The 13,013-nt window shown below is 73.7% G+C and carries 10 protein-coding genes; 3 read left to right on the forward strand and 7 right to left on the reverse strand.

Features of this window, described 5'->3' with window-relative positions; translation table 11 throughout:
* Window positions 1-417: 417 nt before the first annotated feature.
* Window positions 418-825 (reverse strand): RidA family protein, encoded by a 408-nt coding sequence (locus ACZ4VL_RS38865; RefSeq protein WP_468210180.1) that lies wholly within the window; start codon window positions 823-825, stop codon window positions 418-420.
* 146 nt (window positions 826-971) lie between these two features.
* Between ACZ4VL_RS38865 and ACZ4VL_RS38870 the strand changes: the two genes are divergently transcribed.
* Window positions 972-1,355, forward strand: coding sequence for a winged helix-turn-helix transcriptional regulator (locus ACZ4VL_RS38870; protein WP_468210183.1), 384 nt, complete (start codon window positions 972-974; stop codon window positions 1,353-1,355).
* A gap of 32 nt (window positions 1,356-1,387) precedes the next feature.
* Here the strand turns inward: ACZ4VL_RS38870 and ACZ4VL_RS38875 are convergent, their stop codons facing one another.
* The 4 genes from ACZ4VL_RS38875 to ACZ4VL_RS38890 are packed head-to-tail and all read right to left on the reverse strand — an operon-like array spanning window position 1,388 to window position 7,049.
* Window positions 1,388-2,176 (reverse strand): PIG-L deacetylase family protein, encoded by a 789-nt coding sequence (locus tag ACZ4VL_RS38875; protein ID WP_468210186.1) that lies wholly within the window; start codon window positions 2,174-2,176, stop codon window positions 1,388-1,390.
* The gene (locus ACZ4VL_RS38880) at window positions 2,173-4,635 is read right to left on the reverse strand and encodes an NUDIX domain-containing protein (RefSeq protein ID WP_468210189.1); all 2,463 of its coding nucleotides are present in this window, start codon (window positions 4,633-4,635) and stop codon (window positions 2,173-2,175) included. Before ACZ4VL_RS38880 ends, ACZ4VL_RS38875 begins: the two co-directional genes overlap by 4 nt.
* Before the next feature lie 60 nt (window positions 4,636-4,695).
* The gene (locus tag ACZ4VL_RS38885) at window positions 4,696-6,138 is read right to left on the reverse strand and encodes a phosphotransferase (protein ID WP_468210192.1); all 1,443 of its coding nucleotides are present in this window, start codon (window positions 6,136-6,138) and stop codon (window positions 4,696-4,698) included.
* Window positions 6,139-6,146: 8 nt separating this feature from the next.
* Window positions 6,147-7,049, reverse strand: coding sequence for an NUDIX hydrolase (locus tag ACZ4VL_RS38890; RefSeq protein ID WP_468210195.1), 903 nt, complete (start codon window positions 7,047-7,049; stop codon window positions 6,147-6,149).
* Window positions 7,050-7,613: 564 nt separating this feature from the next.
* Here ACZ4VL_RS38890 and ACZ4VL_RS38895 point away from each other — a divergent pair.
* Window positions 7,614-7,970: a transcriptional regulator gene (locus tag ACZ4VL_RS38895; RefSeq protein WP_468210198.1), complete on the forward strand. Its 357-nt coding sequence runs from the start codon at window positions 7,614-7,616 to the stop codon at window positions 7,968-7,970.
* A 155-nt stretch (window positions 7,971-8,125) separates the two neighbouring features.
* Here ACZ4VL_RS38895 and ACZ4VL_RS38900 read toward each other — a convergent pair whose 3' ends face one another.
* Both ACZ4VL_RS38900 and ACZ4VL_RS38905 read right to left on the reverse strand, forming a co-directional pair.
* The gene (locus ACZ4VL_RS38900) at window positions 8,126-9,184 is read right to left on the reverse strand and encodes a sugar ABC transporter substrate-binding protein (protein WP_468210207.1); all 1,059 of its coding nucleotides are present in this window, start codon (window positions 9,182-9,184) and stop codon (window positions 8,126-8,128) included.
* A 358-nt stretch (window positions 9,185-9,542) separates the two neighbouring features.
* A complete protein-coding gene (locus ACZ4VL_RS38905) occupies window positions 9,543-9,902 on the reverse strand; it encodes a peptidoglycan-binding domain-containing protein (RefSeq protein WP_468210201.1) in 360 nt (119 codons plus the stop codon).
* Window positions 9,903-10,489: 587 nt separating this feature from the next.
* Between ACZ4VL_RS38905 and ACZ4VL_RS38910 the strand changes: the two genes are divergently transcribed.
* Window positions 10,490-12,874: a phosphoketolase family protein gene (locus ACZ4VL_RS38910; RefSeq protein WP_468210204.1), complete on the forward strand. Its 2,385-nt coding sequence runs from the start codon at window positions 10,490-10,492 to the stop codon at window positions 12,872-12,874.
* Window positions 12,875-13,013 lie beyond the last annotated feature (139 nt).

Below are 13,013 nucleotides of genomic sequence, written 5' to 3' on the forward strand. Positions count from 1 at the left end.
ATGCGACAAACAGGGCCCGCCGGTTTGTTGTCGCGGGGGGGGGGGGGGAGACCCGAACGGTGGGGCAGGTGTTGGGGGCGTTCGCGGCGCATGGGTTGGGCCCCCCCCCCCCCCCCCACCACGGTCACCGTCGAATGCGTCGCGTTCACGACGACGCTCAGGACGTCGTTGTTGTCGCCGGTGACGAACTGCCCGACCGCGTCGCCGTGCACCGACAGGTTCCGGTCCCCCTCCGCCATTGCCTCTCCCACCCCTTGGCGTCGGAACGTCCCTGGCAGGATTCCGCAGCGATGCGCCCCGCGATAGCGGAATGGCGCATTCCTTGTCCTTGCGGGGGTGACGAATCGATTCGCCCTGCACCGCGGCCACGCCGCCACGCCGCCACGCCGCCACGCGGCCGGGTCACCGCACGGCGCTTCAGTCGACGACCGCCACGGCCTCGATCTCGACCAGGTGCTCGGGTACGTCCAGGGCCGCGACACCCAGCAGCGTGGCGGGCGGGACCGGGACGACCCCCAGCCTCGCGGCCGCCCGGCCGATGCCCTCCATGAGCCGCGGCATCTTGTCGGGCGTCCAGTCGACGACGTAGACGGTCAGTTTCGCCAGGTCGGCGAAGGTGGCCCCGGCCGCGGCCAGTGCGGTGCCGATGTTGAGGTAGCACTGCTCGACCTGGGCGGCGAGGTCGCCCTCGCCGACCGTGCTCCCGTCGGCGTCCCAGGCGACCTGCCCCGCGATGGAGACCAGCTTCGAGCCGGACGCGACGGACACCTGCCGGTAGGCGTCCACCTGCGGCAGTCCACTGGGGTCGATCAAGGTGATGGCCATGTTGCGCAGCCTGCTTCCTTCGTCGCGAGCGGGCGGGGTCCGCTTCCTCGGAAACGGCCGCCCGTGCTCTCTTGTGGTTACTCGGAAACCGTAGGAGAGTGATCGCTGACGTGGAAGAACGCACTTTTCGGTGACTGAGGAACCTCATGGTGACCAAGCAGGTCGGCGGCAGCCCGGCCGACGAAGCAGACCTCTTGCGCGCGGACTCGCTGGGGCGGGAGGTCTTCTCGGACGTCGCCAACAAGTGGGCGCTCCTGATCATCGAATCCCTCGGCGGGCGCACACTGCGCTTCAGCGAGCTGCGCAACGAGATCGACGGCATCAGCCACAAGATGCTCACGCAGAACCTGCGCATGCTGGAGCGCAACGGCCTGGTCGACCGCACCGTGTACCCCACGGTCCCGCCGAGGGTCGAGTACACCCTCACCGAGGCCGGTACCGCCCTGCGCGACACCGTCGCCCGCCTGTGCGACTGGACCCACCAGTACATCGGCCACATCGAGGCCTCCCGCCGCCGCTTCGACGGCTGACGACCGCGCGGCGGCCCCGCCCGGCCCCCGGATCAGGTCTCCAGCCGGGCCCGTCGCCGCCCGTCGCCGCCGCCCGGACGGGCGTCCAGACGCGTGAAGTACTCGGTGGCGATGATCCGTTCGCGGGCTTCCGCGGAGAGGCGGGAGAGGAGGCCCGGCAGCGGGCGGATGCGTTCCACTTCGCTCCGGTGGGCGAGGACGGCGCTCCACTTCCGCTCCAGCCAGGGCCGTACGTCCACGGCAGCCGTCACGTGCTCCTCCGGCACGGAACGGACCGCCTTCCCCACCCGGGTGAGGAGCGGGCCCAGGTCCCCGACGCCGGAGTGCGGATGGGTGGCCAGGTAGAGCGCGCGCGGCTGCCACGGTGGGCCCGACGCCGGGTAGTGGTGTTCGAGCCCGGCGGCGTGCACGGCCAGCAGGGTCGTGCGGTGGGTGTGGACGTGGTCGGGGTGGCCGGTCAGCCCGCCGTACGCGTCGTGGGTGAGGACGACGTCCGGCCGGAAGTCCCTGAGGTGCCCGACGAGCCGCCCCACGGCCTCGTCCAGCGGCACGTCGAGGAAGCGCGGCGCGCCCGGCGCCGACTCCGGGACGCGGGCGTCGGCGTACCCGAGCATCCGGGGCCGGCCCGCGCCGAGGATCCGTACGGCCTCGCCGAGCTCGGCGGCCCGGTGACTGTCCGGCGCCCAGGTGGCGGTGAGCACCGAGGTCCGGGCCCCGGATGCGGCGTGCTGGGCGAGGACACCGCCGGCGACCAGGGACTCGTCGTCGGGGTGGGCGAACACCGCGAGGAGGCTGGGCAGGGGTGCGGGGGCTGCGCTCACGTCCCGCCCTCCCCGCGTCCGCCGCGTGCCGGCAGCCACCGGCACACGATCCGGCAGCGCGGTCTGTCCACGACGTGCCCGGCGGGCAGCCGGTCGTCCGGGGTGCCGGCCGGGTGCAGGGCCAGGGTCAGGACGGGGGCCGGAGCCGGGACACGGGTCCCGGTCCGGGCTGTGGTCCGGGCGCCGTGCCCGCGGAACTCCCGCTGCCAGGCCAGGACCGCGGCGGCCACGGCGTCCGCGGCCGCCTTGCCGCCCGGGCCGACGGCCCGCACCCCGAGCTCCCGGCGCGACGACGTGCCCGGGTACCCGTGGGACCCGTCGGGCGCGGTGCGGCGCTGCACCAGGCAGGCCAGCGAGCCTCCCCGGACCACGGCCGCGGCGTCGCCCCCGTCCGGCAGCCGCAGGGCCCCGGTCGGACCGCCGCCGGTCAGCAGGCAGGACCCGGCCAGCGTCGTGGCCAGCCACAGTCGCAGGGCGTCCTGCGACTCGTCGCCGCCCACGGTCACCCCGGTCCACTGTTCGACGGCCTCACCGCCCGCCAGGGCCCGTTCGAGCCCGTCGAGGCGGGCGGGCGGCGTGCCCTCCCAGCGGATGCCGTAGCCGCTCTCCCCGATCGGCACGGGGGCCTCGCCCCGGCGACCGGCGTCACCCTGCGCCGGAACGAACCCGTACGGGCTGACGGCGTCGGAGTACAGCACCGCGCGGCGCTTGGTGAAGCCGATCGCCCGGGTGGAGCCGCCGAGGCGGAGCGGGAGCACGAGCCGGCCGCCCTCGGCGAGTTGGTCGCGCCACACCGTCGGTACGTCGTCGGCGGCTGCGGCGACCAGGACGGCGTCGAACCCGCCCGCGGGCAGCAGGTGTGCCGGAGCCCCGTGCGCGCCGTCGCCGGACACGGACAGCACCCGGCCGGCGTACCCGGCCTCCTCCACGCAGCGGACGGTCCGTGCGCGGACACACGGATCGGTGTCCAAGGACACCACGCACCCGCTCTCGCCGACCAGTTCGGCGATCAGGCAGGCCTGGTAGCCGCCGCCCCCGATCGCCAGCACCCGGTGGCCCGGCCGCAGGTCGGCACGCCGGAGCAGGACGGCCTGCGTCTCGGGCCGGGACACCGCGCTCGTCCCACTGCGCGGTGTGCCCGAACCGGCCGGCCCGACCGGCCCGGGGGGCTCAGCGGCGTAGGCGAGGTCCAGCGGCTGCTCGGGCCGGAACGCGTGACGGGGAACCCGGGCGAACGCCTCCCGCAGCTCCGGGGTGTCCGCCCAGCCCCCGTCCGCGAGGCGCTCCACGAGCCGGGCGCGCAGGCGCACCGCGGCGGGCGGCTCCCCGAACCGCAGGACGCCGGGCCCGGCGGGCCGGGGCGTGTGGCGGGCGGCCGGCACATCCGGTAACAGGCCGGGCCACACCACGTTCAGCGCCTGCGCGGTCGAGGTGAACAACGGCTGCGGAAGGTTCCGCAGATCGGCGGGGGCGTGCCATTCCCAGCGGGCGAAGGGTTCCCCTTCCCGTACGGCAGGCTCACCCCCGTACGCAGTGAGCCGCGCCACCTCCGTGACCCGGGTCAGCCCGTGGGCGGAGTCGCACAGCGTGCCCAACAGCACCACTCGGTCGGCGGACGCGCGCAGCCCGGCCTCCTCCTCCAGCTCACGGACCGCCGTGGCCTCGAACGCCTCGCCCGGCTCGACCTTCCCGGCGGGCAGCTCCCACACCCCGCGGGCCGGGTTCCAGCCGAGCAGCACCTGCCCGTGCGCATCGGTGACGACGACGGCCACCCCGGCCAGCGCCGCCGGCCCGGGCGGCAGCTTCTCCCGGTAGGCGACCGTCCCGGCCCGGGGGCCGCGCAGCAGGAGCACGGTGGATCCGCCGGCCTCGATCCGCTCGGCGTGCTCCCACCCGTCGGCGAGCATGCCGAGCTCGGCGTCGTCCAGGGAGACGCCGCGCAGGCGGGCGGGCTGCCGGTCGGCGTGCGGGGTGATCACGCACAGCGTGCCGTCCGGGCGGAGCAGTCGGGCGAGCGCGGCCGTGACCCGGCTGCGGTCGGGCAGGTGGGCGAGGGCCCGCCGGACGGTGATCACGTCGAACCCGAACCCGAACCCAGGCTCGGAGCCGGAGCCGGAGCCGGTGCCGGAGCCGTGGGCGGACTCGGCGAGCAGCGCCGCCAGGTCGCCGTTCGCCACGTCGAGGCAGTGGTAGGCGATGTCCGGCGGCGACGCCTCCCGCGCACGCCGGACCGCCGCCTCGGCGAAGTCGACCGCGTCGACCCGGAACCCGGCCCCGGCGAGGAAGCGGGCCAACTCGCCGGTGCCGCAGGCCACGTCCAGGGCCCGCGCCGGGTGCGTGCCGCCCGGCCGGGGGAGGCGCGTGCGCAGGACGGCCCTCTCCGTGTCGCTCAGCGGCCGGACGTCACGGCCGGAGTCGTAGTGGTCGTCCCGGTCCTGTGCGGTCGGGCTGGACTTCATGCCGGTGCACCCCGTTCCCTGGTGGTCGTGTTCGTCCTCGTACGCCCTGCCCGACGCGTGTCAGTCCGCCGCCGCACCCCGCGGCGCGGCGCGCAGCCGCAGCAGGGTGCGCCGGCCGCGTTCGACGACCTCCGGGTCGCCCTGCGCGGTGCCGTGGGCGATCCCGGAGACGGCGTCGAGCACGGCCTCGGCCACGAGGTGCTCCTCCTCCAGCCCGGTCAGCGGGCGCCCGTACCCCTCCCGGAAGGCGTCGTGCAGGTCGGGCCGGTGGGCCCAGGCATCCCCGAGGCGTACCCAGTCCCGGACGGCGGGCGCGTACGCGCTCCGCTCGAAGTCGATGACGGCGAGCGCGCCGTCCTCGGACCGCAGCAGGTTGCGCAGTCGTAGGTCCCCGTGCGTGGGCACCAGGCCGAGGGGCGCGAGGCCGGCGAGCCGCTCGGCGGCGGCCCGGACGAACGCGGCGTCGCCCGGGGCCAGGTGGGGGAGGGCGGCGTCGAGGTGGCGTTCCCACGTCCCCGCGGCGGGGGAGGGCCGTGCGGCGGGCGGGCGCGGGGGAGCGGCGGCGTGGAACGCGGCCGTGAGCGCGCCGATCGCGCGGAACAGACCGCGGTCCGGGCCGGGCGCACCGTGCAGGGGGCTGCCCGGCACGGCCGTGACCACGATCGCCCGGAGGTCCTCGGCCGCGGCGACGAGCTGCGGCGCCCGGCCGCCGAGCGCGGGAACCCACTGCCGGTACGCGGTCACCTCCCGCTGGTGGAAGCGGGCCCCGGCGTGCCGCTTGAGGTACCAGGTGCCGCCGCCGGCGCCGGTCAGCCGCCACACGTCGCTGCCCTGCCGGACCCAGGACGCGTCCTCGGCCGATGCGACCCGCCCGACCGCGCGCTCCGCGAACGCGAGCAGCGCACGCGAGGGGCCGTCCCCGGGTGACGGCCCGCTCAGGAGGCGGGTCCGGGCCCGCTGCCGCCGGTCCCCCTCCTGGTGGGGGACGGGGTCGCCGGGCTGCTGGAAGTGGACCGCCCCGGGATGCCCGCCGCGGTAGGCGTCCAGGCCGGCCCGGCAGTACGCCACCATCGGCTCCGGCAGCGCATCGAGCGGGTACCAGCCCATGGCGTCGCAGACGGCGGGTTCCTTGACCTCCGGCTCGCCCGCGAAGCGCCGGACCTCGAAGAACACGCCGATCCTGGCCCGGCCGTGGGGGCTGCGGTGGTGGACCGTGGTCGCCAGCGCCACGTCCGCGCGGTCGATGACGACGCCGGTCTCCTCCGCGGCCTCCCGGATAAGGCCCTCCACCACGTCCTCGTGGGGCCCGTCCAGGTGTCCCGACGGCAGGTGCCACAGACCGGAGGCGTACACGGGCCCGGCACGCCGGGACAGCAGCACCTCCGGGCCCTGCCCGCCGCCGCGGCGCAGGATCAGATGGACGCCGACGGGCAGCGCGTACCGCTCGCGGCGCGGCGGCGGCGGGTCCCCGGCGTACGGGTACGGACCGTTCGGCAGACTCACGGGGCGCCTCAGCCCCAGCCGAGTTCGCTGTACGAGCGTCCGGCCCGGATCCCCTCGACCGCGGTCCGGGCGTACGGGACCATCGGATCCGGGAGCGCGTCGACGGGCCACCAGCCCCAGGACACGCAGCGGTCCGGCTCGCGGACCTCGGGTTCGCCCCGCCAGCGGCGGGCGCGGAACACCAGCTGCATCCGCGGCTGCCCGCCCGGGTGGTCCACCACGTGCACGACATGGGCCAGTTCGACGTCCACCGGGTCGATCACGAGTCCTGCCTCCTCCTCCGCCTCCCGGACCAGGCACGCGACGGCGGACTCCTGCTCGCAGTGCCCGGCGAGGAAGTGGTGCGCGGCGCCCGCGTACGCGCTGTCGGGGTGCCGCAGCCCGAGGAGTACCGTGCCCCCGCGCTCCAGGTAGAGGTGCACCCCGACGATGTGCGGCCGCGCCCGCCCTCCGCCGCTGCCCGGTTCCGCGACCGCGGCCGGCGGCCGTGGCCCGGCCTCCCGGTGGAGGTCGATGACCTGCTGCGCCCAGGGGCTCATGGTGAGGTACGGGATCCGGTCGGTGCCGAAGTGCCGGAACATGATCCCTTCGGTGAGGGGGAGTGCGTCGGCGTCGCCGTCCCACCGTCCGAGGAAGACCTGGATCGGGTTGCCGGCCGCGTGGGGGCCGCGGGCGTCGACCACGGCGAACGGCTCCAGCGGCACCACGAGCCCGGTCTCCTCCAGCAGTTCGCGCTCCACCGCGTCCCGGCAGGTCTCGCCCGCCTCGCGGCCGCCGCCGGGAAGGGGCCAGGTGCCGGGATCGCAGATGTGCGGCTTGTTCGCGTCGCGCAGGTGCAGCAGGTACCGGCCGCGCGAGTCGACCAGCAGGGCGGCGGTTCCGCGCGGCTCGTCCGGGACAGCAGGGCGCATCGCTCGGGACTCCTTCCAACGGCACCGGCAGGCGACGGACATGCTGCCCACCCCGCCCCGACCCAAGCCCCCGAAAGGCCTCGAACCTTTTCTACTTGCCGGATCGGAAAGCAGTTGCCACCCTGGCAACCTAATCGATCAAGGAACGAGGGGGAGTCGTGCACGGGTTGACCGGGGCCGGGGTGACGTGGGGGCGGGCCGCCGACATGGAGCGGGCGGCGCGGGTGCGCAGCGGCTGGTACGCCCGCTATCCGTGGGCGTTCGCCGCTGGGCAGTTGGTCCTGGCCCCGGTCGCCGTCCTGTGGCACGGCCCCGTTTCGGCCATGGTGTTCGGGCTGTTCCATGCGCTCCTCGTGACGGGACTGAGCGCGTACGCCGCCCGGCAGCGCGTGCCGCCCCGCGGCTTCGGCGTCAAGCACGGGGTGATGGTGGGATCCTGGGCCGCCGTCTTCGCCCTGACGGTCACCCTCGGCAGCACCGTCTTCGCGGCTTCGCGGCAGTGGCCGCCGCGGGGTGCGCGCTGCCGCTCGCGACGGGTGCCCGGCTCGAACAGCGGCGCTCGGCGTGACCGGGGAGGAGCCGCCCGCCGGACCACGGGGCTCCCATCCCCGGCACGCGCTCGCACCCCTGCTCAACGCACCCGTGCGCCTGTCGGTGGTGGCCGCCCTGGTCCCCGTGGACAAGGCCGAGTCCGGCTTCGTGCGCGACCTGGTGGAGGTGGGCGACTCGGTCCTCTCCAAGCAGGTGTCGGCGCCGGAAGAGGCCGGCTGGGTGGCCGTCCAGAAGGGACGCGCCGGTCGGCGTCCGCGGACGTGGCTCTCCCTGACCGCCGAGGGACGAGCCGTCTACCAGCAGCACCTGACGGCGCTCAGGGCCATTGCCGCCGGCGAGGAGTTCGGCGGCCGCGGCAGCCCCGCATGAGGCCGCCGCCGGCGGAGCGACGGGCCGTCCCCGGAGGTCCGCCACGCGCAGGGTGCACACGGAGTCGCGTCCGGCTGCGGCGGCCGTTGCTCCGCCCGAGCGGAACGCGCGGGGCGTGGCACCCGGGGTGGGCGCCGAGCCTGGCGGGGAGCTGCCTACGGCTTCAGGAGGCCGAGCTGCTCGCAGGCGTTCCTGTAGCGGTCGGTGCAGATCTCGGACGCCGTGTACACGCCGTCGTCGATCACGGTGGACTTGACGTTGTCCCTGGTGAGCGCGATGCCCGGGACGAGCACCGACGGCACGCCCTTGGTGGTGGGGCTGTCCACCTTCTGGTTGATGATCTCGTCGATGCGGTCGCCCTTGGCCAGGGCGACGGCCATCTCCGCGGCGGCCGCGGCCTCGGGGGCGTACCGCTTGTAGACGCTCATGTACTGGTCACCGGCGACGATCCGCTGCACACCGGCCAGCTCGGCGTCCTGGCCGGTGACGGGGGGCAGGTCGGCGAACCCGGCCGCCTTCAGGGCGGTGACGATGCCGCCCGCCATGCCGTCGTTGGCGGAGTAGACACCGATCACCCGGCCCTTGCCGAGCGCCGTGAGGGCGGCGGCCATGTTCGCGTTGGCGTTCTCCGGCTTCCACTCGATGGTGTCGTACTCCTTGCCGATGGCCACCTTGCCGTCGAGGACGGAGTGCGCACCGGACTTGAACTGCTTGGCGTTCGGGTCGGTGACCGAACCGTTCATCATCACGATCTGGCCGCTGCCGGCCCGGTCGCCCAGCGCCTCCAGCAGCGCCTTGGCCTGGATCCGGCCGACGTCCTCGTTGTCGAAGGAGGTGTAGGCGTTGATCGGGCCCTCGGCGAGACGGTCGTAGGCGACGACCGGAATGCCGGCGTCCCTGGCCTTCTTGACCGCGCCGGCGATGGCCTTGGAATCCACCGCGTCGATGATCAGGACGTTCACCTTGTTGGTGATCATGGTGTCGACCTGGGAACTCTGGACGGCCGCGTCCTGCTTGGCATTGGCGTAGATCACTTGGCCCTTGCCCCGCGTGAACTTCGCGACCTCCTTCTCGATCAGGGGCTTGTCGAACTTCTCGTAACGCGCCGTCTGGTTCTCCGGCAGCAGCAGTCCGACCTTGATCGCGTCGCTCTTTTCCCCCGGTCTTGCGTCGCCGTCCTCCGAGCTTCCGCAAGCGGTGAGCGAGACGGCCATCGCGGACGTGGCGACGGCGACGACAGCACGGCCCAGATGCGTGTTCACGATGTAAACCTCCATGACAGGGCCGTGTCCGTGCGGCCGAGGTAGAGGCAGTCAACTGGGCGTTCAAGCCATCGTCAAGAAGTGAATTATTAACGTGATGGCAACGTTGCGATCGCCATCGGGCTCGCGCAATTCGGTCCGTTTCCCGCATTTCAACGGCCCCGGTTTCGCGGGGAAAGTTCAACTTGTGAATGACCGTGGGGCCTTGTCGGCGACGGTGCGGAAGGTGCCGGCGGAACATCGGGAAACGGACCGCCCGGATCGAAGCGCGACACGGTGCGCGATCCGGGCGTTCGGGAAAACGGTGGTGCTACCCCGGGTAGGGGTCGTAGCAGTCCAGAGCCGGGTCGTAGAGGACGGCCCAGGTCTGGGGCCTGACGATGCCGTCCCTGGCGAGGCCGTGGCAGCCCTGGATCCATTTGATCTTGGCGAGGGTACGGCCGCCGAAGACGCCGTCGACGGCCAGCTTGGGGACACCGCCCCAGATGTTCGACAGGCACTGCGCCTGTTTCACCCCCGCGCCCGTGCTGCCCTGCTGCAGGACCGGTCGGTAGGTGGCGGACGCGTACGGGCACCCTCCGGGCGTCGCACCCGCCGACGGCGTCGTGCCTCCCAGGGCCCCGGCAGCGAGCGCGGCAACGCTGAGGACGGAGGCGATCCGGTGTTTCAAAGCGGCTCCTCTCGGTGGCCCCGGCGCCGAGCGGTCGGCCGCGTCGGGCGTAGTCCCATTGTTGGCCGCGGACGCTCGATCCGCAGCGGCACCTGCCGCGATGTGCGGGGATGCTCCGGATGGGCTACGATCCATCTCGAGCTCGCCGCCGCAAGAAACGGTGGTGGGACCGGCGTTGGTGGTCCAAGGAAAGGCACCCCACTTCCTGTGGGGGGATGCAGGTGCAAGGCCTGCCCAGCGCTCGATCAAGGCCCCGGCCTCCTCACGGAGACCGGGGCCTTCTGCTGTTCGCGGCCACCGTCACGGGCCGCCATCGCCTTCGCTGCCGTCACCGCTGCCGCCGCGGGGGCCGGGGCCGGTGCGGCCGGGCCGTGTCCCACACCGCCGTGCGGGTCCACTCCGCCCGGCGGTGTGGCCCGAACGGCCCTGTCGGACACCTCGCCGACCGCACAAGGTGGTAGTCGGTGCACAACCGGACGGAAGAACGTCCACGCCGGCCCCACCCGCCACCTCTGCCTCCCCCTCCACTTCCCCTCCCTCGCCCCTCCTTGGCCACCGCCTCCGCCCCGCCACGAAAAGGAGTCGTGATGTCCGTCGACACGCAGCCGGAGCCCGTCGAGCTCACCGAGGAAGAGCTCACCGGACTGAACGCCCACTGGCGCGCTGCGAACTACCTTGCCGTCGGCCAGATCTACCTCATGGCCAACCCCCTCCTGACCGAGCCGCTGCGCCCCGAGCACGTCAAACCGCGCCTGCTCGGCCACTGGGGCACCTCGCCCGGACTCAACCTGGTCCACACCCACCTCAACCGGGTCATCAAGGCCCGTGACCTGAACGCCCTGTGCGTGTGGGGCCCCGGCCACGGCGGTCCGGCCGTCCTGGCCAACTCCTGGCTGGAAGGCTCGTACACCGAGGTCTACCCGGACGTCAGCCGGGACGCGGCCGGCATGGCCCGGCTCTTCCGGCAGTTCTCCTTCCCCGGCGGTGTGCCCAGCCACGTCGCCCCGGAGACCCCGGGCTCCATCCACGAGGGCGGCGAGCTCGGCTACTCGCTCTCCCACGCGTACGGGGCCGCCCTCGACAACCCGGACCTGCTGGTCGCCTGCGTGATCGGCGACGGCGAGGCGGAGACCGGGCCCCTGGCCGCCGCCTGGCACTCCAACAAGTTCCTCGACCCCGTCCACGACGGCGCCGTCCTGCCGATCCTGCACCTCAACGGCTACAAGATCGCCAACCCGACGGTGCTGGCCCGCCTGCCCCGCGCCGAACTCGACGCCCTCCTGCACGGCTACGGCCACGACCCCCTCCACGTGTCCGGCGACGACCCGGCCACCGTGCACCGCGCGATGGCGCACGCCATGGACACGGCCCTCGACCGCATCGCCGCCGCACAGGAGGCCGCCCGCAGCGGCGGCAGCACCGAACGACCCCGCTGGCCCGTGATCGTGCTGCGCACCCCGAAGGGCTGGACCGGTCCCGCCGAGGTGGACGGCCTGCCCGTAGAGGGCACCTGGCGCGCCCACCAGGTCCCCCTGGCCGCCGTACGGGACAACCCGGAGCACCTGCGGCAGCTGGAGGAGTGGATGCGCTCCTACCGGCCCGAGGAACTGTTCGACGAACAGGGCGCCCCGCGCCCCCAGGTGCTGGCCGGGATCCCGCAGGGCGCGCGCCGGCTCGGCGCGACCCCGCACGCCAACGGCGGTGTCCTGCTGCGCGAGCTGCCCCTGCCGCCGCTGGAACGCCACGCGGTGGAGGTCGACAAGCCCGGCGCGACGCTGCACGAACCCACCCGCATCCTCGGGGACATGCTCCAGGACGTCATGCGGGCCACCGCCGACCGGCGCGACTTCCGCCTCGTCGGCCCCGACGAGACCGCCTCCAACCGCCTCCAGGCCGTCTACGCGGCCAGCGGCAAGGCCTGGCAGGCCGAGATCCTCGATGTCGACGAGCACCTGGAACACCACGGCCGGGTGATGGAGATCCTCTCCGAGCACACCTGCCAGGGCTGGCTGGAGGGCTACCTCCTCACCGGCCGGCACGGACTCTTCTCCTGCTACGAGGCCTTCGTCCACATCGTCGACTCGATGGTCAACCAGCACGTCAAATGGCTGCGCACCACCCGCGCCCTGCACTGGCGCGCCCCGATCGCCTCGCTCAACTACCTGCTCACCTCGCACGTGTGGCGGCAGGACCACAACGGCTTCTCCCACCAGGACCCCGGCTTCGTCGACCACGTCCTCAACAAGAGCCCCGAGGCGGTCCGCGTGTACCTGCCGCCGGACGCCAACACCCTGCTGTCCGTCGCCGACCACGTGCTGCGCAGCCGCGGCTACGTCAACGTCGTCGTCGCGGGCAAACAGCCCTGCTTCGACTGGCTGTCCATGGACCAGGCGAAGCTCCACTGCGCGCGGGGCGCCGGCATCTGGGACTGGGCCGGCACCGAGGACGGCTCCCGGGAACCGGACGTGGTGCTCGCCTGCGCCGGTGACGTCCCGACCCAGGAGGTGATGGCCGCGGCCCAACTGTTGCGCAGGTACCTGCCGGACCTGGCCGTACGGGTGGTCAACGTGGTCGACATCGCCCGTCTCCTGCCGGCCGGGGACCACCCGCACGGCATGAGCGACGCGGAGTACGACGGACTGTTCACCACCGACCGACCGGTCATCTTCGCGTACCACGGCTACCCGTGGCTGGTCCACCGGCTGGCCTACCGGCGCACCGGGCACCACAACCTGCACGTGCGCGGCTACCGGGAGATCGGTACGACGACCACTCCGTTCGACATGGTGGTCCGCAACGACCTGGACCGCTACCGACTGGTGATGGACGTCATCGACCGGGTACCCGGGCTCGCGGTGCGCGCCGCGGCCGTACGCCAGCGCATGGAGGAGACCCGGCAGCGCCACCACACCTGGATCCGCGAGCACGGTACGGACCTCCCCGAGGTGGCCGACTGGTCCTGGAACGGCTGACGTCCGCGGCCGGCCCCGCGGACTCGGCGCGCTGGGGGGGCGCCCACCCCGTGCCGATCCCCCCGCCCCCGTCCCCCCCCCCCCCCAAGCCTCCCCCCCCCCCCCCCCCGGTGGTGTGCCTTTTGACCGCTTCCGCTTT

It is taken from the genome of Streptomyces sp. NPDC029014 (assembly GCF_055564695.1).

What these genes read in the sequence shown, in the direction of transcription:
- ACZ4VL_RS38870 (WP_468210183.1), top strand. Translation starts at nt 972, where the DNA reads ATGGTGACCAAGCAGGTCGGCGGCAGCCCGGCCGACGAAGCAGACCTC.
- ACZ4VL_RS38910 (WP_468210204.1), top strand. Translation starts at nt 10,490, where the DNA reads ATGTCCGTCGACACGCAGCCGGAGCCCGTCGAGCTCACCGAGGAAGAG.
- ACZ4VL_RS38900 (WP_468210207.1), bottom strand. Translation starts at nt 9,184, where the DNA reads ATGGCCGTCTCGCTCACCGCTTGCGGAAGCTCGGAGGACGGCGACGCA.
- ACZ4VL_RS38880 (WP_468210189.1), bottom strand. Translation starts at nt 4,635, where the DNA reads ATGAAGTCCAGCCCGACCGCACAGGACCGGGACGACCACTACGACTCC.
- ACZ4VL_RS38865 (WP_468210180.1), bottom strand. Translation starts at nt 825, where the DNA reads ATGGCCATCACCTTGATCGACCCCAGTGGACTGCCGCAGGTGGACGCC.
- ACZ4VL_RS38890 (WP_468210195.1), bottom strand. Translation starts at nt 7,049, where the DNA reads ATGCGCCCTGCTGTCCCGGACGAGCCGCGCGGAACCGCCGCCCTGCTG.